Origin of the sequence: Sulfitobacter sp. TCYB15, from assembly GCF_040435955.1 — a bacterium.
GTDB classification, from domain to species: domain Bacteria; phylum Pseudomonadota; class Alphaproteobacteria; order Rhodobacterales; family Rhodobacteraceae; genus Sulfitobacter; species Sulfitobacter pontiacus.
This window is the reverse complement of the sequence record NZ_CP159193.1, coordinates 2830829-2851422: the sequence shown is the minus strand read 5'-3', so window position 1 is coordinate 2851422 and position 20594 is coordinate 2830829. Positions and strand designations below refer to the sequence as shown.

Sequence of the window (20594 nt, the reverse complement as noted above, 5' to 3'; positions counted from 1 at the left end):
GCGCGGCTCTAGTAAGCTTTAGCCGATGGCGGCCGCTTTCACGTCGTCATCAATATAAGGGAGGTATTGTTCGAAGTTTTCTGCAAACATCTTGACCAGCTTGTCAGCCTGACGATCGTAGGATTCAGGGTTGTCCCATGTCCGGCGTGGATCCAGCAGGATGTCAGCAACACCCGTAACCGCCACGGGAACGTCAAAGCCGAAGTTTGGATCTTTGCGGTACTCTACCCCGGCGAGCGACCCTTCCAATGCTGCGGTCAGCAACGCGCGCGTTGCTTTGATCGGCATGCGGCTGCCTGTGCCATAAGCGCCCCCAGTCCAGCCGGTGTTTACCAGCCAGCAGGTTGCGCCATGCGCCGCGATCTTCTCGCGAAGAAGGTTCCCGTAAACTTCGGGGCGGCGCGGCATGAAGGGCGCACCAAAGCAGGTCGAGAATGTAGGCTCGGGTTCAGTCACACCACGTTCGGTACCGGCAACCTTGGAGGTGAAGCCAGACAGGAAGTGGTACATGGCCTGCGCCGGGGTCAAGCGCGCGATAGGGGGAAGAACGCCGAAGGCATCACAGGTTAGCATGATGATATTCTTGGGGTGCCCACCCGTCGCTTTTGCCGAGGCGTTAGAAATGTAGTGGAGCGGGTAAGCGCAACGCATGTTGGCGGTGAGGCTGTCATCGTCGAAATCAAGCTCTTTGGTGTCTTCATCAAAGATCATGTTCTCGATCACGGTGCCGAATTTTTCGGTCGTGGCATAAATCTCGGGCTCTGCCTCTCGGCTGAGGTTGATCGTCTTGGCGTAGCAGCCACCTTCGAAATTGAATGTCCCGTTATCCGACCAGCCGTGTTCATCGTCACCAATCAATGTGCGGCCCGGATCGGCGGATAGCGTGGTCTTTCCTGTGCCTGACAGACCGAAGAATACAGCGGTATCAACGGGATTGCCGGTAGCATGGTTGGCCGAGCAGTGCATCGGCATGATCCCTTTTTCCGGCAACAGGTAGTTCAGCAGGGTGAATACAGATTTCTTGTTCTCACCTGCGTATTCTGTGCCGCCGATCAAGATCATCTTCTTGTCGAAGTTCATCGCAATGACGGTTTCCGAGCGGCAATCGTGTTTGGCTGGATCAGCCGAAAAGCTCGGGCAGTTGATCACGGTGAAGTCCGCGATGAAATCATCCAGCGCGTCGCGCTCGGGGCGGCGCAGCATGTGGCGAATGAACAGACCGTGCCAAGCCAGTTCGGTCACCATACGCACGTTGATCGCGTGTTTCGGATCGGCCCCACCGACCAGATCCTGGACGAAGTAATCACGCCCCTGCATATGCGCCAACATGTCCTTGTGAAGCGCATCAAAGCCTTCAGGCGACATCTCGGCGTTGTTTTCCCACCAGATTTTATCGGCAACGCTGTCGGTTTTTACGACATGTTTATCCTTGGGGGAGCGTCCGGTGAATTTGCCCGTCGTCACAAGAAACGCGCCGCCCTTGCCTAACGTGCCCTCTTCCCGTTTCAGCGCGGCTTCGACCAGCGCGGGTTCGATCATGTTGTAATAGACATCACCAAGCCCGCTTATGCCTTGGTCTTCGAGGCGGAATTGCGGATTTACGCGGCCTAACGTCATGTGATGTCTCCTGTAGCTGCACCGAGAAAAGGTGCCAATTCTTGCACAAATGGCTCGACCCAAGGGGTCGTGTCCGCCTCTTAGCACGTTGATTTACAGTATGAACAGGTAGGTTAGTCGCAGTTAGCGCCACCATGTAACTGTTTGCGGAAACTGTCGTTAATTGAACGTAAACTGCTATGGGGTAACGTGGCGTCTGCACCCTGTATGTGCGGCAATTTAGCCATTCATTAGCAAATTGTGGCGTGATTATGGCCAAGATGAGGAGCGATTCGCAGTTTCCGATTGATTCGGCCGCGTAAATTGATGATCAATGAAAGAAAAAATATTATGGCAGTTGAGCAGCATATAAAAGGAACAGGCAATGTCTAAAATTGCATTGGTGGATGACGACAGGAATATCCTGACGTCGGTTTCAATGACGTTGGAAGCCGAAGGTTTCGAAGTCGAGACATATAATGACGGGCAAGCCGCGTTGGATGCGTTCAACAAAAAGCTGCCCGACATGGCGGTGTTGGACATCAAGATGCCTCGCATGGATGGCATGGATTTGCTGCAAAGGCTTCGCCAGAAAACCGCGATGCCCGTGATCTTTCTGACATCCAAAGATGACGAGATTGATGAAGTGCTCGGCCTGCGGATGGGGGCTGATGACTACGTGAAAAAACCCTTTAGTCAGCGGCTTTTGGTTGAACGTATCCGTGCGCTGTTGCGCCGGCAGGATGCGGTGGAAACCAATGAGGTCGGCGACACCGAAGAAACCAAAGTGATCGAACGTGGTGATTTGCGCATGGATCCGTTGCGCCATGCAGTCAGCTGGAAGGGTAAGGACGTATCCCTGACGGTGACAGAATTCCTGCTGCTGCAAGCGCTTGCACAGCGCCCCGGCTTTGTGAAGTCGCGTGACCAGTTGATGGACGTGGCATATGATGATCAAGTGTACGTCGACGACCGTACAATCGATAGTCATATCAAACGGTTGCGCAAAAAAATGCGGACTGCGGATGACGAGTTTTCCGCGATCGAAACACTCTATGGCATCGGCTACAGATACAACGAAGAGTGACCTGAGCCATGGCCATTGTCGAAAGGAATTTTGTGCGAGACATGACCACACCTTATCGGGACGGTGATGTTGTATTGGGCGACGATTGGGTTGCTCCGGACAAAACCGCGACAGATGAATTGCGCAGCAAACGCGCGCGGCGGGGGCTCTTCTCTCTGCGTGCGTCGCCGCTGACGCGCAAGATCATCACATTTAACTTGATTGCGTTGAATGTTTTGGCCGCCGGTATTCTTTATCTTAACTCTTCTCGCGATAGCCTGGCCGTGCAGCGTGGTGCGTCACTGGTTTCGGAAGCTGAACTGATCGCTGACGTTTTTGAGGCGCAGTTGGCAACGGCGGGTACGCCTGACAGCCTGAGCGACGCGATAGATGTGGATGCAAGCCTTGGCCGGCTTGATTTGCGCAGCGGGATCGAGGTGTTTGTATTCGATTCTACCGAAAGCCTTGTTGCGCAGAACGCGGGTGCCGCCGCGCGAAATAACGTCGGTGCCGAAGATGACACGGCGCTGATTTCCGATGGGTTGAGCTGGCTTTGGGGGCTGCTCTCCCGACCCTTCGAAAGCGCCGCCACGGCAGATCCTGCTCCGTTGGCGGAACAGTTGCAGCCGTTGGTCTCGGGTGCATTGGTAGGCGGGACCAAGGTGCGGAACGATCTTGTCGGCACTGGCGGCACGCTTTTCTCCGTTGCTACGCCGATCGTGCAGAACGGATTGCCAGTCGGCGTTGTCGCCGTCACCTCGGCTGCGGGTGAAATTGACAAACTGGTTCGCGGCGAACGGGAGAGGGTGCTCCAGATGTTCGTGATCGCGACGCTGGTTTCGATCGGGTTGAGCCTCGTGCTGGCCTCGACCATTGCAAATCCGTTGTCCGATCTTGCTGCCGCGGCAGAGCTTGGGCGTGATAAAGATGCGCGAAAGATGAACCCGGGCCGCATTCGTATCCCTGATTTGACGGCGCGTCCTGATGAAATAGGGCGCTTGTCGGGCGCACTGCGCGGGATGGTTTCCGCATTATACAACCGCATTGACGGAAACGAACAGTTTGCCGCCGATGTCGCGCATGAGATCAAGAACCCGCTTGCGTCGCTCCGTTCTGCGGTAGGCACGCTGCGTCTGATCAAGCGTGAGGACCAGCGCGAAAAACTGCTGGATGTCATCGATCATGACGTTCGCCGGTTGGATCGTTTGGTGAGTGATATTTCGAATGCGTCCCGTCTGGACAGCGAATTGGTCAAGGAAGAGGAAGAGCCGTTTGATCTGCTGATGATGATCAGCAATCTGGGTCAGTATCTTGGCGAAGATGCGCGCAAACGTGGCATCGATTTTATCACCGATCTGCCCGAACAACCGATCATCGTGCACGGGTTGGAAGCACGCTTGGCACAGGTTTTTGTGAACCTGATCAGCAACGCCGTCTCGTTCTGCGAAGATGGCGATGCCATTCGGGTCTGGGCGCGTAAACGTGAAAATCGCGTTCTTGTGGTCGTCGAGGACACGGGGCCCGGCATTCCAGAGCAAGCTCTGTCGAAAATCTTTAAGCGTTTTTATTCGCAGCGCCCGGAAGAGCATTTTGGCAATAACTCCGGCCTCGGGCTGGCGATCTCGAAGCAGATTGTCGAAGCACATGGCGGCGTGATCTGGGCAGAAAATATCCGGCCCACGGATGCCGATATCTCCTCTGATCCCCTTGGCGCGCGCTTTGTTGTCGGCCTGCCCACCTGATCCGGCCATGACCAAAAGCACGATCCACGGCACCACCGTCGCGATTGATGGGCGTGGCGTGATGATCAGGGGGGGCTCGGGTAAAGGCAAGTCCGCGCTGGCGTTGCAGATGATTGCGATGGGGGCCGAGCTGGTTGCCGATGACCGCACGGATTTGATCGTTCAGGATGCCCAGGTTATCGCGCACCCACCCGCCGCGATCAAAGGGTTGATCGAGGCGCGCGGCGTCGGCTTGCTGACCTTGAAACATCGCAGTGCGATACCGATCTTTCTTATCGTAGACCTTGACCAAGATGAGCCCGACCGTCTTCCCGAAATCACATACCAAAACGTGATGGGCATCCAAATCCGATGCCTGAAACGATGCGACGGGCCTCATTTTGCTGCCTCTGTTTACTTGATGGCAAAGATGATGAAATACACAGCAAATGACTGATGATGTAACACCCAACCGGCGTATGGTGCTGGTGACCGGCCCCGCGGGGGCAGGGCGATCTTCGACGCTCAATGTGTTGGAGGATGCAGGCTTTGAAGCGATCGACAATATTCCCATGCGGATGCTGCGCGCTTTGCTCGAAGCGCCGGGCCAACTGCGTCCGATGGCTCTTGGTGTCGATTTGCGGAACCGCGATTTTTCGACCGATCGCGTGATCGAACTGATGTCGGACATGCGGTCTCGTCCCGATGTAGATATTGAATTGCTATATTTGGATTGTGCGACCAACGTCCTGCTTCGGCGCTTCTCCGAAACACGCCGGCGCCATCCCATGGCGGCCACCGCTACACCAGTCGAGGGGATCGTGCGCGAGAAAGAGCTGCTTGAACCGGTGCTGGCGCTGGCGGATGTCCTGATCGACACGTCCGAGCTGAATGTACACCAGTTGCGTGCGGAAGTGGAGCGCTGGTTCGCGCTTGATGGGGAGCATCACCTCAGCGTATCCGTACAGTCTTTCTCGTATAAGCGCGGTTTACCCCGCAGTGCGGATATGGTGTTTGACTGCCGGTTTTTGCGCAATCCCTATTGGGAACCCTCGCTGCGTGGTATGAACGGCACACAGAAAGAGGTCGCCGATTACGTGCATGCCGACCCGCTGTTCGAAAGCTTTGCCGCACAGGTAAACTCTCTGTGTCAATTGATCCTGCCAGCCTGCAAGACTGAAGGTAAATCGCATATCTCTCTTGCGTTTGGCTGCACAGGGGGGCAACACCGTTCCGTAACTTTGGCCGAACATCTGGCGTTCAAACTTTCGAACGACGGCTGGCAGGTGTCCATCAGACACCGCGAACTGGATCGTAGTAAACGGGAAGAGACATCGCGTTGATTGGTATTGTGATTGTTGCACACGGCGGATTGGCCAAAGAATATTTGGCTGCGATCGAACATGTTGTTGGGTCGCAAAACGGCGTGCGCGCTATTGCGATCCATGCAGACCATGATCGTACCGAAAAGCAGCGGGAAATCTGCGAGGCTGCCGATGCCGTGGATACGGGCAATGGTGTTGTCGTCGTTACGGACCTTTTCGGTGGGTCTCCGTCGAACCTCAGTTTGCTTGCATGCCGTCCTGAAAACCGTCGGATCCTTTACGGCGCAAACCTTCCTATGTTGATCAAGCTGGCAAAGTCACGTGATCTTGAAGTGCCCGAGGCGGTGCGCGCCGCCCTGGCGGCCGGCAGAAAATATATTGATAGCCAGAATGTTAGTGCGGAATAGCAAGGCCCCTATTGTATGACCCAAGTTTCATTGAAAATCGTAAACGAAAAAGGCCTGCATGCCCGCGCCTCCGCCAAGCTGGTTGAGGTCGTCGAGGCTTTTGATGCGCGCGCCGAAGTCAGCAAGGACGGGATGTCCGCCTCTGGTGACAGCATTATGGGGCTGCTGATGCTGGCGGCGTCCAAAGGGTGTACGATTGATGTACAGACCTCCGGCCCGGATCAGGACGCATTGGCCGATGCGTTAACAGCCTTGGTGGCTGACAAGTTCGGCGAAGGCCAGTAACGGCGGTGTTTGCAATGCGGCCGGTGGTCACTGTGATGCGTAAAGGGTTAACCACATGACGGAGAATGCGCCAACCGGCCCTGCGCCCCTGCTGAACGATGGCAGCGGCGAACCGGTGACCTTCACGAAGTATGACCGCCGCAGCCTGTCCTATGCATCCACGTTTGATCATCCTGTCAAATCGGGGATCATCAGCGCTATCGAACTTTTCACCGGCAAGCTCAAGGTTCTGCGCCTGATCCGACAGTTCGAGAAACAGGGCGCGCCCACAGGGCAGGGCTTTTGGCGCGCGGCACTTGATACGATGGGTATCGACCTGACGACCCCGCAGGAACAGCTGGATCGCATTCCGAAAACGGGTCCAGTGGTCGTTGTTGCGAACCACCCGCACGGGATGGTCGATGGTATGATTTTCGCCGATCTGATCGGACGGGTACGCCCTGATTATCGGATTCTGACGCGCTCCTTGTTGACCTCTATCGATGAGGTCGCGGGCAGCTATATGATCCCCGTGCCGTTTCCTCACGATCCCGATGCGCAGCGCAAGGGTGTCGAAATGCGGAGCAAAGCGATGGCGCATCTGAAGGATGGCGGTGTTGTCGCGCTGTTCCCCTCTGGGGTCGTAGCGGCTTCGGATACCATGTTCGGCCCTGCCATAGAGGCGGAGTGGAACGTTTTCACCGCTAAAATGATCCGGCGCTCGGGCGCGCAAGTTGTGCCAATGCGCTTTCCAGGGCAAAATAGCAGAGCCTATCAAATTGCGAATAAAATCTCGCCCATCTTGCGGCAGGGGCTTCTGCTCCACGAGATTGTGCACGCATGCGACAAGCCGCAGGGCCCGATCGTAGGCGCGCCGCTTTCGCCAGAGCAGATGGCCGCTCATGCGGACGATCCACGCGGTTTCATGGCGTGGCTACGGGCGCATACACTTGCGCTTAAAGACTAACGCTATCTTCCAAATGGAATAAATCCCGGGGGCGCGGGGGCTGGCCCCCGCTGTTTGCTGCAAATTTATCGCGTGGGGACAGGCACATCGCCGCGGTAGTCATAGAAACCCCGCTGAGATTTACGCCCCAGCCAGCCCGCTTCGACGTATTTTGTCAGAAGCGGGCAGGGACGATATTTCGTATCGGCCAGCCCGTCATGCAACACGTTCATAATCGCCAGGCAGGTGTCTAGACCGATGAAATCTGCAAGCTCCAGCGGACCCATCGGGTGGTTGGCCCCCAGCTTGAGTGAACTATCGATGGATTCGACAGAGCCCACACCTTCATAGAGTGTATAGACAGCCTCGTTGATCATCGGCATCAAGATACGATTTACGATAAAGGCTGGGAAGTCTTCGGCAGAGGCCGCAGTTTTGCCCAGTTTATCAACGACGCCGCGGCAGGCCTCAAAAGTTTCCTTATCCGTCGCAATCCCGCGGATCAGCTCCACCAGCTGCATCACGGGCACCGGGTTCATGAAGTGGAACCCCATAAATTTTTCAGGGCGATCGGTTCGGCTGGCGAGCCGTGTAATCGAAATTGACGACGTGTTCGACGTCAGGATCGTGGTCGGTTTGAGGTGGGGGATCAGATCTTCAAAAATCGCTTGCTTGACGGTCTCGCGTTCAGTCGCCGCCTCGATCACCAGATCGCTTTGGCCCAACTCTGCAAGTGTTTGGGTTGTAACGATTCTTTTGAGCGTAGCGTCACGGTCTGCTTCGGTTACCTTACCGCGGCCAACCTGACGGTCGAGGTTGCCGGTAATGGTATCAACCGCCTTTTGCAGTGCTTCAGCGCTTACATCGTTCAACAGCACGTCGTAGCCCGCCAAAGCCATAACATGGGCGATGCCGTTGCCCATTTGGCCTGCGCCAACGATGCCGATTGTCTGGATATCCATGCGCTGTCCCCTTTTGTTTCGCCGCAGCATAAAGCGGGCGGGGTAGCAGCCGCAAGGGTCGGAATTCACGACAGCTTTTCTCAAATCCGAACATTAAGGAAATCGAAAATACTTAGGGCGATTCTGCGTCCGTAAAGCGGTGGAACAGGGTGAACGGTATGGGCGCTACGGATGATGGCAGGCGGCGGTTGGACTACGCGTTGTGGCGCTATGGCACGTCGAAACTACTGTTTCGCGGACCCTTTCGGGGAACTTCCGCGCCTTATGTGGTTTTTGTTGGCGGGACCCAGACGTTTGGCCGCTATGTCGAAACTCCGTTCCCTGCGTTGGTAGAACTGTCTAGCGGGGTGCCTTGCATCAATTTCGGGTTACAAAACGCGGGTCTAGATGTGTTTCTACATGATGCCGAAGTCATGAAAATTGCCGCAGGGGCGCATGTGACCGTGGTGCAAGTGTTGGGGGCACATAATATGTCGAATCGTTACTACTCAGTGCACCCGCGTCGAAACGACAGATTTATCGCTCCGTCGAAACTGCTTTGCTCCATCTACCCCGAGGTTGATTTTGCGGAGTTTCATTTCACACGCCACCTATTGGAAGCGCTCAAGCAAGTCTCGCCCACTCGGTTCGCAATGGTGGTGCATGAGCTTCAACAGGCTTGGATCGCACGGATGACCCTGCTGCTTGGCCGGATGACGGGGCCATGCGTGCTGCTTCACCTTAGTCCCGAAAAGCCCACGCGGGACATGGGGGCGCGGGCTCGTGCGGGGCCTCTGTTCGTGACCAAAGCTATGGTTGCTCAGGTAAGTCGTCTGGCGGCCGGGATGGTATATCTGACACCGTCACACGCGGCCATTTCCGAGGGGACGGAGGGGATGGTGTTCCCTGCAATAGAAAAAGAGCGGGCGTTACAGCTCCCCGGCGTTCGGGCACATCAAGAGATTGCGAAGGCGGTCGCGCAGGCGATTGAACACCTGAAATAGAAAAAGGCCCGCAGGTGATTGCGGGCCTTATCCGTGAAAACCTTAAAGGCTTACAGTTTCTCGATCAGCTCGGGAACGGCTTCGAACAGATCGGCCACCAGACCATAGTCCGCAACCTGGAAGATCGGCGCTTCTTCGTCTTTGTTGATGGCGACGATGATCTTGCTGTCTTTCATGCCGGCCAAGTGCTGGATCGCACCGGAGATACCAACCGCCACATAAAGCTCGGGCGCGACAACCTTACCGGTCTGACCAACTTGCCAGTCGTTCGGAGCATAGCCCGAATCAACGGCAGCGCGCGAAGCGCCAACAGCGGCACCCAGCTTGTCAGCCAGCTTTTCGATCAAGGCGAAGTCTTCTTCGGAGCCAACGCCACGGCCGCCGGAAACAACCACGCCAGCCGATGTCAGCTCGGGGCGATCGCTTTCTGCAACGTGGTCTTCAACCCAGGAAGACAGGCCGGGATCGGCCGCAGCGGATACCGTCTCTACAGAGGCGGAGCCACCGTCGCCCGCGGCGTCAAACGTCGTGGTGCGGAAGGTGATGACCTTTTTCGCGTCCGAGGATTTGACCGTCTGGATCGCGTTGCCCGCATAGATGGGACGCTCGAACGTGTCGGCGTCGACAACACCGGACACATCGGACAGCAACATGACGTCAAGCAACGCAGCAACACGTGGCATCACGTTTTTAGCGTCTGTGGTCGCTGGTGCGGTGATGTGGTCGTAATCACCGGCGAGCGATACGATCAACGCAGCCGTGGATTCCGCGAGGCGGTGGCCAAGGGTCTCATCCTCGGCGACCAGAACTTTGGAAACACCGTTGATTTTCGCCGCCGCTTCGCCCGCCGCAGCGGCGGAACCACCAGCGCAGAGAACAGTAACATCGCCAAGCATCTTGGCCGCAGCAACGGCTTTGGATGTTGCGTCAAGTGCCAGTTCGCCATCAGTTACTTCTGCAAGGAGTAGAACAGCCATTACACAGCCCCCGCTTCTTTAAGTTTCGCAACCAGTTCATCGACCGACTCGACCTTGATGCCCGCAGCACGTTCTGCTGGCTCAGCCGTCTTGATGATTTCCAAACGGTTGGAAACCTCGACGCCATAATCGGCAGGTGTCTTCTCATCCAAAGGCTTTTTCTTTGCCTTCATGATGTTGGGTAGCGACGCATAGCGTGGTTCGTTCAGGCGCAGATCCACAGTCACGACTGTAGGCATGGAAACCTTAATAGTCTGCAAACCACCGTCGACTTCACGTGTAACAACAGCGCTGTCGCCATCGATGTCGACTTTGGAGGCGAAGGTCGCTTGCGACCACCCCAGCAGAGCGGACAGCATCTGGCCAGTGGCGTTCATGTCGTTGTCGATCGCCTGCTTACCGCAAAGAACAAGGTCGGGCTTCTCTTCTTCGACGACGCCTTTCAGAATTTTGGCAACGGTCAAAGGCTCGATATCGTTGTGCACATCGTCGGCCGCCACGATCAGAATCGCGCGGTCGGCGCCCATTGCCAGCGCTGTGCGCAGTGTTTCCTGCGCCTGTTTTACGCCGATAGAGACGACCACAACTTCTTCGACCTGGCCGGCCTCTTTCATGCGGATCGCTTGTTCGACGGAAATCTCGTCAAACGGGTTCATCGACATCTTTACGTTGGCAAGATCAACACCCGTGCCGTCCGCTTTGACGCGTACTTTCACGTTGTAGTCGATCACGCGCTTTACAGGTACCAGTACCTTCATGAGCGTTCTCTCTCCTCAGTTGACGATCCGGGCCGGTTCGGCCCCGATCATGTGAACTCTTCGTCGGTGTAACGAAGCAATCGAATGCAAAACAGTCAAAAATAGTAATTTATTGTCTTTCGACGCGGCGTTTCTGACTGACGGCCTTAGCGATTTGCCCCGGGCACCCATAATACATCGTCCTTACCGCCGTTATTTGAAGCCCTCGCCGCGACGAAAAACCAATCGCTTAGCCGGTTCAGATATTTGACGGTGGCCGGATTGATAGAATCCCTGTCTGCCAAATGCACCGCAAGCCGTTCGGCGCGGCGCGCAACTGTCCGGCACACGTGCAAATGCGCGGCAAGTGCGGTGCCGCCGGGTAGAATAAAGCTTCTCAGCGGGGACAGATCAGCGTTCATCACGTCGATCTCACGTTCAAGCCTGTCGACCTGCGCCGCCGCGAGGCGCAGAGGCGGGTATTCGGCATCTGCATCCGCTTCCATATCGGGGCGGCACAGGTCAGCGCCCAGGTCGAACAGGTCGTTCTGGATACGCGACAGTGCGGCGTCGGTTTCGCCTTTCGCCTCAAGCCGCGCGACACCAACAAAACAGTTCAATTCGTCGGATGTGCCATATGCCTCGACCCGGAGGTCGTGTTTGGCCACACGGTCCCCGTTCCCCAACGCGGTTTCGCCTTTGTCGCCGGTGCGGGTGTAGATTTTATTAAGAACAACCATCAGCCAGCGTCCTTTCGCAGGTACACATATATGACGATGAGAACGACAGCGATGAACTGTGCGATGATGCGCATGCGCATAAGTTTATTTGAATTGCGCTTATTGAATTCTCCGCCACCAGCGAAGCCCCCAAGCCCAAAAATCAATACGATAACCACCGCAATCACGGCAACGACGGTCAGGATATATAACGGATCAGCGAACATAAGCATCCTTTGTGTTGCTGAAAGATGTAGCGGGGTCATGCAGTAGCGCAACCCGAATTTATCGAGAGAGCACCCAGTCTAGGGCACGTGTTGGTAAAATACGCTTTAAAATGCCCGAGATACGCGTCGGCGTCGTGACATAATACCGCGGCCGTGGGCGGTCGGCCTCCAGCGCATGGATAAGCCTGTCAACGACTGCTTGTGGCGGAAGCTCGAACCTGTCGGGCCCTCTCGCAGTGTAAAGCCTATCTAACAACGCGCTTTCGTATTGCGCCTTTCGGGCAGAGCTTTTCCAATCGATCCAACGCTCGAAGTGCGGGATAGAGTTCGCGCGGATGTTGGATGTAATGGGCCCGGGCTCGATCAGGGTCACGTGGATGGGGGTGTCGCGCAGCTCAATACGAAGCGTGTCCGTTAAGCCTTCCAGCGCGAATTTCGTAGAATTGTAAGCGCCACGCCACGGCATTGTGACAAGACCCAGGACGGACGAGCATTGGATAATGCGTCCGTGACCCTGTGCCCGCATCACAGGGATGATCTTGCGCGTAAGCTCGTGCCAGCCGAAGAAATTGCTTTCGAATATCTCGCGCAGCGCGTCTGTGGGGAGATCTTCGACGGCACCGGGTGTCGCATGGGCACCGTTGTTATAAAGGGCATCGAGCGTGCCACCGGTTTGCTCAAGTACATGATCCAGCGCAGTGGCGATGCTATTGGCACCCGTATAGTCGAGCTGGGGCGCATCAAATCCTTCGGCGGCTAGCCTCTCGCAATCGCGTGTTTGGCGGCACGAAGCGAAAACCCTCCAGCCGCGTTCGCGCAGCGTATGCGCAGCCGCGTAGCCGATCCCGGAGGAGCAGCCGGTAATTAAAATTGTACGTTGTTGCATTAACTGTTGTCTCGGGAGTTGTTGAGTAGTTTACCCGTTCGACAACAGGAAATCGGCCATCCAGCCCTCTGGCCCGCCGTCCACGGGGCGCATCTTTACCCATCCATCGCCGTTATCCTGAATGATCTCGACCGAATCGCCGCGACCTAGCTTGGTCACGACCTGAAACTCGGTGCCCGGGCCACCACGGACATTCACACGGTTGCCGGATACAGAACGAATATCCGCTTCGCTGCTCAGGTTCGTTTCAGCACGGGCTTCTACGATCGCGGCACCGCTGTCGTTCGGAACGATCAGGCTGGGAATAATTGCGGGCGTGTCCGCCCCGTTCGCCGCGATATTCTGGGCGACAGGCACATACGATACGTCAGTCGCAGCACCAGTGTCCGCGGTATTCAATGCGGTGGTGAGGGTGACAGAAACGCGTTCGGCATCATCAGCTTGCGCGGTGCTTTCAAAACCCGGCGGGGTCGTATCAACCGGAGCCGTCGCGACCGCCGGGATGACCTTTGCCGTCTCGACTGGTTCGTTTGAGGTTTCAGCGGTGATTTCGTTCTCCTGTGCTGGCATTTGGTCTGCATTCGCAGCCATCTGAGCGCTCGCGGGTTGAAAATCGGCCCCGCCGCTCATCTCGTAGAATGCCCAACCAAGAAACCCGAAGGTCAACAAAATAAACCGCTTCATCAAACATTCCTCGAAATAGCAGACAGCCTAGACCCGCAGCAGGTCTCCCCAAGGCTGTATTATCAAGTATAACATAAAATGCTGCCTAATCGTTCCAATATGTTTGCAAAGTTGCATGACAGAGACACCGCACGCCCTGCTGGGGCGCTGCGCCCCAAACAGTCGCTTGCCGCGTCTCGCGGCCTTGGCTAAACAATGAAGATGTCAGATGTAACCACCCCCGCCGATCCAGATTCTCGCAATTCGTCAGAGCCTTTGCGCCGTGCATTGGGCGACCGGTACCTGACCTATGCGCTGTCTACCATTATGCACCGCGCGCTGCCCGATGCGCGCGACGGGTTAAAGCCCGTTCACCGTCGGATTCTATTCGCGATGCGTGAACTGAGGCTTAACAGCACCGGGGGATTCCGGAAGTCTGCGAAAATTTCTGGCGACGTGATGGGGAACTATCACCCGCATGGCGACGCTGCGATTTACGATGCGATGGCGCGTCTCGCGCAAGATTTTAACGTGCGTTATCCGTTGGTTGACGGGCAGGGGAACTTTGGCAACATCGACGGGGATAACCCCGCTGCGAGCCGATATACCGAAGCGCGCATGACCGCCGTGGCCGAGGCCATGCTGGAAGGTCTGAATGAAAATGCTGTCGATTTTAGAGAGAATTACGACGGCACACTGACCGAGCCTGCCGTTCTGCCCGCGCAGTTCCCGAACCTTCTGGCAAACGGGTCGTCGGGTATCGCTGTTGGCATGGCCACCAACATCCCGCCGCATAATATCTCGGAACTAGTGGACGCCTGTATCCACCTGATCAAAACGCCCGATGCCCGCGACGATACCTTGCTCAAATACGTTCCCGGTCCCGATTTTCCGACCGGCGGTATTATCGTTGAACCCCCTGAAAACATTGCGAATGCCTATCGTACGGGTAAGGGCGGTTTCCGTCTGCGCTGTCGGTGGGAAACAGAGGATCTGGGGCGCGGTGCTTGGCAAATTGTCATCACTGAAATTCCCTATCAGGTGCAGAAATCCAAGCTGATCGAAAAGATCGCAGAGCTTATTCAGACCAAGAAGATTCCGATTCTGGGCGATGTACGCGACGAATCGGCCGATGATATTCGCCTGATCATAGAGCCGCGTTCCAAGAACGTTGATCCCGAGGTCCTGATGGGGATGCTGTATCGCAGCTCTGATCTTGAGGTGCGATTCTCGTTGAACATGAACGTCTTGATCGACGGGGTGACGCCTAAAGTATGTTCGATGAAGGAAGTGCTGCGCGCATTTCTTGATCACCGGCGCGAGGTGCTTCAGCGGCGCTCGACCCACCGGATGGAGAAGATCGACCACCGCCTAGAGGTCTTGGAAGGTTTTATCGTCGCGTTTCTTAACCTTGATCGCGTGATTGATATCATTCGCTATGATGAGGACCCGAAATCGGCGTTGATGGCCGAGGATTGGGGTAAGGATCACGTGCGCGCGATGGACGAGGCAAGCTATGTACCGCCAGCGCCCTCCGCTGAGAACTCGCTATCCGAAGTCCAAGCCGACGCGATTTTGAACATGCGCCTGCGGTCGTTGCGCCGGTTGGAAGAAATCGAATTGCTGCGCGAGCAAGCCGCCTTGATGGAGGAGCGCTCGGGCCTCGAACATCTGCTGGAAAATGAAGGTACCCAATGGGATACGATCATCGACCAGCTGCGCGAGACGAAAAAGCAGTTCGGCAAGGACTGGTCGCTGGACGGTAAGAACATCGGTCGTCGTAGAACGAGCTTTTCCGAAGCCGGCGTGATCGAGGAAGTCCCGCTGGAGGCGATGATCGACCGCGAACCGATTACAGTTGTCTGTTCGCAGATGGGCTGGATCCGTGCGATGACGGGACATATCGATCTGAACCGCGAGTTGAAGTTCAAGGATGGGGACGGACCCCGCTTTATTTTCCATGCAGAGACAACAGACAGGCTGTTGGTCTTCGGGTCGAACGGGCGCTTTTACACGGTGTCTGCATCGACCTTGCCTGGCGGGCGCGGCATGGGGGAGCCATTGCGATTGATGGTGGATCTGCCCAACGAAGTTCAAATTGTCGATATTTTGATCCACAAGGCGGGGCGCAAGCTCTTGGTGGCCTCCTCGGCCGGGGATGGATTTATCGTGCCGGAGGATGATGTTCTGGCGCAGACACGCAGCGGTAAACAGGTGCTGAACGTGCGCGGCGACGCGAAAGCAATGATTTGCGCTCCGGTGACCGGCGATGCCGTTGCCGTTGTGGGTGAGAATCGCAAAGTCTTGGTGTTCGGCTTGGACGAGCTTCCCGAAATGGGACGCGGCAAAGGTGTGCGGCTGCAAAAGTACAAAGACGGGGGCATGTCTGATGCGATCACGTTTAGCCGCGAGAACGGGCTAAGCTGGCTGGATCCCGCGGGACGGACACGCACAGAAGCTGACCTGACCGAATGGACTGGCAAGCGCGCGACAGCGGGGCGCATGGCACCGCGTGGGTTCCCGCGTGACAACCGCTTCGGTTGATCGCAAACGACGTGAGTGACGCCGAGCTGTCATACCCCAGTGGTTCGGCACCCGCGATGTCGGTTCAATTCGTCGGGGGGCGCGGCGCGCTCTTTTGGTTGGCGTTCAAAACCGGTTTTCTCACGATTATTACGCTGGGTTTTTACCGGTTCTGGATGAAGACCCGTTTGCGGCGATGGTATTGGTCCGCAATCCGGCCGGGCGGGCATCCGATGGAATACGTCGGCGATCCGATTGAAAAGCTATTGGGCTTCTTCATCGCCGTTGTGATCCTCACCTTCTACATCGGAATCATTAATCTGATTCTGATGTTCGTCAGCTTCTCGGTGTTTTCGAGCGCGACCTTAGGGTACTTCGCAGCGGGATTCGGGGTTGTTCCTTTGTGGTTCTATGCCCGATATCGTGCGCGACGGTACGTCTTGGGACGGACGCGATGGCGCGGGGTGCGGTTTGGCCTTGATAAAGGCGCATGGGGGTATGTCTGGCGCGCTATGCTGCATTGGTTGGTCACCATTTTCTCGCTAGGGCTGCTTTGGCCACGTATGACTTTCCACCTTGAGAAATACACGACGGACCGCACCTATTTCGGATCGGCACAGCTGCATCAAGGGGGGCGTTGGGGCATGCTCTATCGTGCCGCGATTCCGTTTGCTTTGTTCACCTTGCTGCTTCTTGGTAGCGTGGCCCACGCGTACATATCTGCCGCGTCCCAGACTTTCGACACATCTGGCTTTGCCTCGAAGATGCTCGAAACGCTGGCTGACGGGCAAGGCGCACCATTTTCTATGCAAGGCGCTTGGTGGTTGCTCCTTTTCCCCGTGAGCCTGCTAGGCATGGTCTACGGTGCAGTGCACTATCGATTTGTTTCGAAAAGGCTAATGGCAAACCACAAGTCAGCGAATGGTATCGCCATAACGTCGAGGCTAAGCGCACCGCGTATCGCGTTTATCTACGTTTTCGGCAGCTTTATCGCATATTCGGTCCTCGTTCTGGGGGTGATTTTGCTAGTGTTAGGGGCATTTGTCGTGATTGGACCAAGCGCCTTTATGGGGTTTGATTTGGGGATCGACATTGAAACGCTTCCGATCCCGCGGGCTTTGGCGATCGTGGTGTTGGCGGGCTTTTACCTCTCGGTCTTTTTGATGTGGAACGTTTGCTACAACACATTCGTCACCTTTCCGTTAATGCGTCACATGGCCAAAACCTGTGCGCTTCCGCGGTATGACGGTTTGCAAAGCATCAGCCAATCGGGGCGGGATGACTTCGCCGAAGCCGAAGGGTTTGCAGAGGCGTTGGACCTGGGAGCCGCGATATGAGCGTCGGATTTAACGGCATGGGGGCGGCATACTTTGATGGTGATCGTCCGGTTGCCGAAGATGTCAGCCTGCATATTGCGAACGATAATCTGCAGATTGGACTGGATAGCGAAGATATTATTTTCTGGCGGCTTGGCGATATTCGGTTGGTGTCCGATCAGTCGCGTGGGAAAGACTATACCCTGCGCTCAGTTACAGATCCGGTGGCGCGGCTTATCGTTGCGGATAAGACGCTGCTACGACATCTTCCTGCCGCTCGCCGCCCTGCGCCGGCCCGAGGGCGACGCAGGTTGTTCGCTTGGGCAATCGCAGCTGTCGCGGCCGTTGTGCTTCAGATTACAGCGCTGGTGCCTTTTTTGGCGGACCGTTTGGCGAATTTCATCCCACCAGCAGGAGAGGCCGCCTTGGGTGAGGCGACATTGGGTCAAATCCGCAGGGCCTTGGACGAAAGCGGCATGCAGCCCCTCGCCATTTGCGACGGCTCGGCGGGCGAAGCGGCGCTCACCAGCATGATCACCGCGCTTAACGCGGGCGAGGGGGCAGTGCAGGATTTGAATGTCCTGGTGCTGGACCACCCGATGGTTAACGCTTTTGCGCTGCCCGGCGGGATTGTCGTGCTGTTCGACGGACTGATCCAACAAGCCCAGTCCCCGGATGAGGTCGCCGCTGTGTTGGCGCATGAAATTGGTCACGTTGTCAGTCGTGACCCGACACGCCACGCGTTGCGATCCGCCGGATCGATCGGCGTGTTGGGGCTTTTGTTCGGTGACTTCGCAGGCGGTGCCGTGGTGTTGTTTCTGGCAGAGCGTTTGATCAGCGCGAACTATACCCAGCAGGCTGAAACAGAGGCAGACGCATTCGGGCATAAACTTCTGGCGACTGCGGGCGTGTCTCCGAAAGCGATGGGGTCCATGTTCGAGCGCATGCGCCAGACCCAAGGCGAAGCGAACCCGTTGATGGCCCATTTCCTGAGCCATCCATCCTTCGATGACCGTATCGCCGCAGCGCAAAATGCGGCGCGCGCGCAGTCTGAATACTCAACTATTGTCGACGCGGACGCCTGGGGCGACTTGCGGCGGATTTGCGACTAGGCAGGCGTTGCGGTTAACCATACTCCGCCTTCGGGGCGAAGGGTCAGGATCATAACCGGTTCAGGGCTTTTCCCGGCGACCGGTGTGAAACGAAACCGCGAAAGCAAGGTCGCAAGGATGATCACCGCTTCTTGCTGCGCAAAGGACGCGCCGATGCAGATACGCGGGCCATCGCCAAAGGGCAGGTAGGCGTATCGGTCGATCGCTTTGCGATCTTTGAAACGGTCGGGATCGAAAACGTCGGGCTGATCCCAAAGCTGCTGATGGCGGCCAAGCGCATAAATCGGCACCATGACAGTATCGCCGGGCCGAACTTCCCTGCCGCATAAGGTGTCATTTCTCTGCGCGGTGCGTGAAATCACCCCCGCTGGCGGGTACAGGCGCAGGGTTTCGTCGATAATTTGGCGGATGTATGGTAGGTTTTCGACGTCTGCACCCGTCGCCGCGCGCCCCTGCAGCACGGTTTGCGCCTCGGCGCGGGCTTTCTGCTGCACGGCCTGATCAAAGCCCATCAGATAGAGCGCCCAAGACAGGGTAAGGGCCGTCGTCTCATGCCCTGCGACGATGAAGGTTAACAGATTGTCCCGTAGCTCGGCCGTATTCATCTGACGCTTGGTCTTGGGGTCGGTGCCATCAAGGAGAAGATCCAGGAGGTCCGGCGTATCGCTGGGCCCCCGTTCGGCCCGCGCATCTATCGCGCCGTCGGCAATGCGTTTCATGTCTTTAAGGGCACGGCCCGACATCGCCCGTCCTGGGCGCGGAAGCCAGTCTGGCAGGCCAAGAATATCGAAAAGGCTCAGTTTCCCGGCTTCTGCAATATAGTCGTCAATGGCGCGGTGCACGGCGTCGCGGTCAAATCCATCGCCGCCCGAGAATGTGACATCCGAGATGACGTCGAATGTCGACGTGACCATCTCGTCCAGCATATTGATGGCCCGCGGGCCAGCGGCGGCGATCCGGTCGGCTGACCTTTGCGCTGCTGCGGTCATGATGGGCGACAGGTTCAGCATATTGCGGTGTGAAAAGGCCGGTGCCACCGCGCGGCGTTGCCAGCGCCAATGCGCACCCTCCGCAATGAAAAGGGAGTCTCCGATCGCGGGGCGCAAAAGGTTTTTTGTCACCAAGGATTTAGGGTAGTCGTCAACCCGATCCAACAGAATCTCGCGGATGGCAGTCGGGTCCATAACCATGTGCCAACGCTTGCCCATTTTACCAGAGACCATCGGCTGTTTGACAGCTATTTCAGGAATAATGCTAAGCACATTACGTCGCGCCATAGCGAGGCTGCGAAACAGGCCTAGGGGTTGGTTAACCAAGGCCACGCGGGCGGGCAGGGGGCGATCCATGGCAATTATCCTTCATCAGACGGATATAGGGTAGCACGCCACCCCGTGCGTGCCACTTTAGCAAACGTTGCACCCTATTCAGCCTTAGGGTATCGCAAAGGGCATAAATGCGCCGAGGAGGCATGAAATGGTTCGAATTTTATCAGCTTTGATCAGTATCGTGGTCCTTTCTGCGTGTAACGGGGCATCCGACCTCGACAAGCCGGCGGTGCCTTTGGGTGACTTTAATCTATACCACAACATCGTTGTCGCGCCGAAGGTACAGAAACTGCCGATCAGCCGTGAAGTCAGTGAAGAGGTGCTGACGACGGCTGTCAAAGACGCCATTGCCGAACGTTTTGACCGCTATGAAGGCGCGCGCAATTACCACTTTGGCGTCAGTGTCGAAGGCTACGTTCTTGCCCCTCCGGGTATTCCGCTTGTGCTTGCGCCCAAGTCGATCATGATCCTGAACCTTACCGTTTGGGACGACGCCGCGGGTAAGAAGCTTACGGACGAACCGCACCAGATCACCGTGTTCGAATCCCTTGATCAGGGGCCTATCGTCGGGTCTGGCTACACCAAGACTGCTGAAGAACAGCTTAAGAACCTCAGCCAGAATGCGGCAAAGTCGATCGAGACCTATTTGGTCAAGCAAAATAAGGCCGAAGGCTGGTTCGAACGCCCGGCGGACGCGGTCATCGAGCGCGCAGAAATCCCCTCTGCGCCGGCGGTAACAGCGAACTAGTGCGCATTTACATGAATTCTGCGGCGGTGTGAGGCGAACAGGTGCTTGATTTTATGCGCCAGACCCAATACATCGCCCGCCAGATAGGTTT

General features: G+C 56.5%; 21 protein-coding genes. 12 read left to right on the top strand and 9 right to left on the bottom strand.

Annotation, left to right across the window (positions count from 1 at the left end):
• Positions 1-18 precede the first annotated feature (18 nt).
• A complete protein-coding gene (locus ABM428_RS13795; RefSeq protein ID WP_005849919.1) occupies positions 19-1617 on the bottom strand; it encodes a phosphoenolpyruvate carboxykinase in 1599 nt (532 codons plus the stop codon).
• Positions 1618-1981: 364 nt separating this feature from the next.
• On the opposite strand from ABM428_RS13795, the gene ABM428_RS13790 reads away from it, so the two are divergent.
• From ABM428_RS13790 to ABM428_RS13760, 7 genes are read left to right on the top strand one after another with little or no spacing between them, the layout of a single operon-like run.
• Positions 1982-2683, top strand: coding sequence for a response regulator transcription factor (locus tag ABM428_RS13790; protein WP_005849917.1), 702 nt, complete (start codon positions 1982-1984; stop codon positions 2681-2683).
• 41 nt (positions 2684-2724) lie between these two features.
• The gene (locus ABM428_RS13785) at positions 2725-4404 is read left to right on the top strand and encodes a sensor histidine kinase (RefSeq protein WP_240790898.1); all 1680 of its coding nucleotides are present in this window, start codon (positions 2725-2727) and stop codon (positions 4402-4404) included.
• A gap of 7 nt (positions 4405-4411) precedes the next feature.
• Complete coding sequence (locus ABM428_RS13780) at positions 4412-4840, top strand: HPr kinase/phosphatase C-terminal domain-containing protein (protein WP_353628014.1); 429 nt, start codon at positions 4412-4414, stop codon at positions 4838-4840.
• A complete protein-coding gene (gene rapZ / locus ABM428_RS13775; protein ID WP_009825323.1) occupies positions 4833-5726 on the top strand; it encodes an RNase adapter RapZ in 894 nt (297 codons plus the stop codon). The genes ABM428_RS13780 and rapZ overlap by 8 nt, the downstream gene beginning before the upstream one ends.
• Positions 5723-6115, top strand: a complete 393-nt coding sequence (locus tag ABM428_RS13770) for a PTS sugar transporter subunit IIA (RefSeq protein ID WP_005849910.1) — start codon at positions 5723-5725, stop codon at positions 6113-6115. Before rapZ ends, ABM428_RS13770 begins: the two co-directional genes overlap by 4 nt.
• A 15-nt stretch (positions 6116-6130) precedes the next feature.
• Positions 6131-6400 carry an HPr family phosphocarrier protein gene (locus ABM428_RS13765; protein WP_005849908.1) on the top strand — a complete coding sequence of 90 codons (270 nt, stop codon included), beginning with the start codon at positions 6131-6133 and terminating at the stop codon, positions 6398-6400.
• Between the two features lie 55 nt (positions 6401-6455).
• The gene (locus ABM428_RS13760; RefSeq protein ID WP_132998200.1) at positions 6456-7346 is read left to right on the top strand and encodes a lysophospholipid acyltransferase family protein; all 891 of its coding nucleotides are present in this window, start codon (positions 6456-6458) and stop codon (positions 7344-7346) included.
• Positions 7347-7411: 65 nt separating this feature from the next.
• Here ABM428_RS13760 and ABM428_RS13755 read toward each other — a convergent pair whose 3' ends face one another.
• Positions 7412-8287 (bottom strand): 3-hydroxybutyryl-CoA dehydrogenase, encoded by an 876-nt coding sequence (locus tag ABM428_RS13755; protein ID WP_005849905.1) that lies wholly within the window; start codon positions 8285-8287, stop codon positions 7412-7414.
• A 158-nt stretch (positions 8288-8445) separates the two neighbouring features.
• Between ABM428_RS13755 and ABM428_RS13750 the strand changes: the two genes are divergently transcribed.
• Positions 8446-9270, top strand: a complete 825-nt coding sequence (locus ABM428_RS13750; protein WP_353628013.1) for a DUF6473 family protein — start codon at positions 8446-8448, stop codon at positions 9268-9270.
• A 50-nt stretch (positions 9271-9320) separates the two neighbouring features.
• On the opposite strand, the gene ABM428_RS13745 is transcribed toward ABM428_RS13750, so the two are convergent.
• From ABM428_RS13745 to ABM428_RS13720, 6 genes are all read right to left on the bottom strand, one after another.
• Complete coding sequence (locus ABM428_RS13745; protein WP_005849902.1) at positions 9321-10247, bottom strand: electron transfer flavoprotein subunit alpha/FixB family protein; 927 nt, start codon at positions 10245-10247, stop codon at positions 9321-9323.
• Entirely contained in the window at positions 10247-11005 is a 759-nt protein-coding gene (locus ABM428_RS13740) for an electron transfer flavoprotein subunit beta/FixA family protein (protein ID WP_005849900.1), read from the bottom strand. The genes ABM428_RS13745 and ABM428_RS13740 overlap by 1 nt, the downstream gene beginning before the upstream one ends.
• Before the next feature lie 146 nt (positions 11006-11151).
• A complete protein-coding gene (locus ABM428_RS13735; RefSeq protein ID WP_132998202.1) occupies positions 11152-11724 on the bottom strand; it encodes a cob(I)yrinic acid a,c-diamide adenosyltransferase in 573 nt (190 codons plus the stop codon).
• Entirely contained in the window at positions 11724-11930 is a 207-nt protein-coding gene (locus ABM428_RS13730; RefSeq protein ID WP_037953908.1) for a twin transmembrane helix small protein, read from the bottom strand. Before ABM428_RS13730 ends, ABM428_RS13735 begins: the two co-directional genes overlap by 1 nt.
• Positions 11931-11988: 58 nt before the next feature.
• Positions 11989-12816, bottom strand: a complete 828-nt coding sequence (locus tag ABM428_RS13725; RefSeq protein ID WP_132998203.1) for an SDR family oxidoreductase — start codon at positions 12814-12816, stop codon at positions 11989-11991.
• Positions 12817-12846: 30 nt separating this feature from the next.
• Entirely contained in the window at positions 12847-13500 is a 654-nt protein-coding gene (locus ABM428_RS13720; RefSeq protein WP_132998204.1) for an SH3 domain-containing protein, read from the bottom strand.
• A 201-nt stretch (positions 13501-13701) separates the two neighbouring features.
• Here ABM428_RS13720 and ABM428_RS13715 point away from each other — a divergent pair, with 201 nt between their 5' ends.
• From ABM428_RS13715 to ABM428_RS13705, 3 genes are read left to right on the top strand one after another with little or no spacing between them, the layout of a single operon-like run.
• The gene (locus tag ABM428_RS13715) at positions 13702-16023 is read left to right on the top strand and encodes a DNA topoisomerase IV subunit A (RefSeq protein WP_132998205.1); all 2322 of its coding nucleotides are present in this window, start codon (positions 13702-13704) and stop codon (positions 16021-16023) included.
• Between the two features lie 56 nt (positions 16024-16079).
• The gene (locus tag ABM428_RS13710; RefSeq protein WP_132998206.1) at positions 16080-17339 is read left to right on the top strand and encodes a DUF898 family protein; all 1260 of its coding nucleotides are present in this window, start codon (positions 16080-16082) and stop codon (positions 17337-17339) included.
• Positions 17336-18430 carry a M48 family metallopeptidase gene (locus ABM428_RS13705; protein WP_132998207.1) on the top strand — a complete coding sequence of 365 codons (1095 nt, stop codon included), beginning with the start codon at positions 17336-17338 and terminating at the stop codon, positions 18428-18430. The genes ABM428_RS13710 and ABM428_RS13705 overlap by 4 nt, the downstream gene beginning before the upstream one ends.
• On the opposite strand, the gene ABM428_RS13700 is transcribed toward ABM428_RS13705, so the two are convergent.
• The gene (locus ABM428_RS13700; protein WP_132998208.1) at positions 18427-19776 is read right to left on the bottom strand and encodes a cytochrome P450; all 1350 of its coding nucleotides are present in this window, start codon (positions 19774-19776) and stop codon (positions 18427-18429) included. The two genes, ABM428_RS13705 and ABM428_RS13700, sit on opposite strands and share 4 nt — an antisense overlap.
• A gap of 127 nt (positions 19777-19903) precedes the next feature.
• On the opposite strand from ABM428_RS13700, the gene ABM428_RS13695 reads away from it, so the two are divergent.
• Positions 19904-20503 (top strand): hypothetical protein, encoded by a 600-nt coding sequence (locus ABM428_RS13695; protein WP_235208576.1) that lies wholly within the window; start codon positions 19904-19906, stop codon positions 20501-20503.
• The last annotated feature ends 91 nt before the right edge of the window (positions 20504-20594 follow it).

Excerpts from the sequence above, each read along its gene's own strand:
- ABM428_RS13755 (WP_005849905.1), bottom strand. The coding sequence starts at position 8,287 with ATGGATATCCAGACAATCGGCATCGTTGGCGCAGGCCAAATGGGCAAC.
- ABM428_RS13740 (WP_005849900.1), bottom strand. The coding sequence starts at position 11,005 with ATGAAGGTACTGGTACCTGTAAAGCGCGTGATCGACTACAACGTGAAA.
- ABM428_RS13795 (WP_005849919.1), bottom strand. The coding sequence starts at position 1,617 with ATGACGTTAGGCCGCGTAAATCCGCAATTCCGCCTCGAAGACCAAGGC.
- ABM428_RS13785 (WP_240790898.1), top strand. The coding sequence starts at position 2,725 with ATGACCACACCTTATCGGGACGGTGATGTTGTATTGGGCGACGATTGG.
- ABM428_RS13730 (WP_037953908.1), bottom strand. The coding sequence starts at position 11,930 with ATGTTCGCTGATCCGTTATATATCCTGACCGTCGTTGCCGTGATTGCG.
- ABM428_RS13720 (WP_132998204.1), bottom strand. The coding sequence starts at position 13,500 with ATGAAGCGGTTTATTTTGTTGACCTTCGGGTTTCTTGGTTGGGCATTC.
- ABM428_RS13745 (WP_005849902.1), bottom strand. The coding sequence starts at position 10,247 with ATGGCTGTTCTACTCCTTGCAGAAGTAACTGATGGCGAACTGGCACTT.
- rapZ (WP_009825323.1), top strand. The coding sequence starts at position 4,833 with ATGACTGATGATGTAACACCCAACCGGCGTATGGTGCTGGTGACCGGC.
- ABM428_RS13790 (WP_005849917.1), top strand. The coding sequence starts at position 1,982 with ATGTCTAAAATTGCATTGGTGGATGACGACAGGAATATCCTGACGTCG.
- ABM428_RS13700 (WP_132998208.1), bottom strand. The coding sequence starts at position 19,776 with ATGGATCGCCCCCTGCCCGCCCGCGTGGCCTTGGTTAACCAACCCCTA.
- ABM428_RS13725 (WP_132998203.1), bottom strand. The coding sequence starts at position 12,816 with ATGCAACAACGTACAATTTTAATTACCGGCTGCTCCTCCGGGATCGGC.
- ABM428_RS13735 (WP_132998202.1), bottom strand. The coding sequence starts at position 11,724 with ATGGTTGTTCTTAATAAAATCTACACCCGCACCGGCGACAAAGGCGAA.
- ABM428_RS13710 (WP_132998206.1), top strand. The coding sequence starts at position 16,080 with ATGTCGGTTCAATTCGTCGGGGGGCGCGGCGCGCTCTTTTGGTTGGCG.
- ABM428_RS13705 (WP_132998207.1), top strand. The coding sequence starts at position 17,336 with ATGAGCGTCGGATTTAACGGCATGGGGGCGGCATACTTTGATGGTGAT.
- ABM428_RS13760 (WP_132998200.1), top strand. The coding sequence starts at position 6,456 with ATGACGGAGAATGCGCCAACCGGCCCTGCGCCCCTGCTGAACGATGGC.
- ABM428_RS13765 (WP_005849908.1), top strand. The coding sequence starts at position 6,131 with ATGACCCAAGTTTCATTGAAAATCGTAAACGAAAAAGGCCTGCATGCC.
- ABM428_RS13695 (WP_235208576.1), top strand. The coding sequence starts at position 19,904 with ATGGTTCGAATTTTATCAGCTTTGATCAGTATCGTGGTCCTTTCTGCG.
- ABM428_RS13715 (WP_132998205.1), top strand. The coding sequence starts at position 13,702 with ATGTCAGATGTAACCACCCCCGCCGATCCAGATTCTCGCAATTCGTCA.
- ABM428_RS13750 (WP_353628013.1), top strand. The coding sequence starts at position 8,446 with ATGGGCGCTACGGATGATGGCAGGCGGCGGTTGGACTACGCGTTGTGG.
- ABM428_RS13780 (WP_353628014.1), top strand. The coding sequence starts at position 4,412 with ATGACCAAAAGCACGATCCACGGCACCACCGTCGCGATTGATGGGCGT.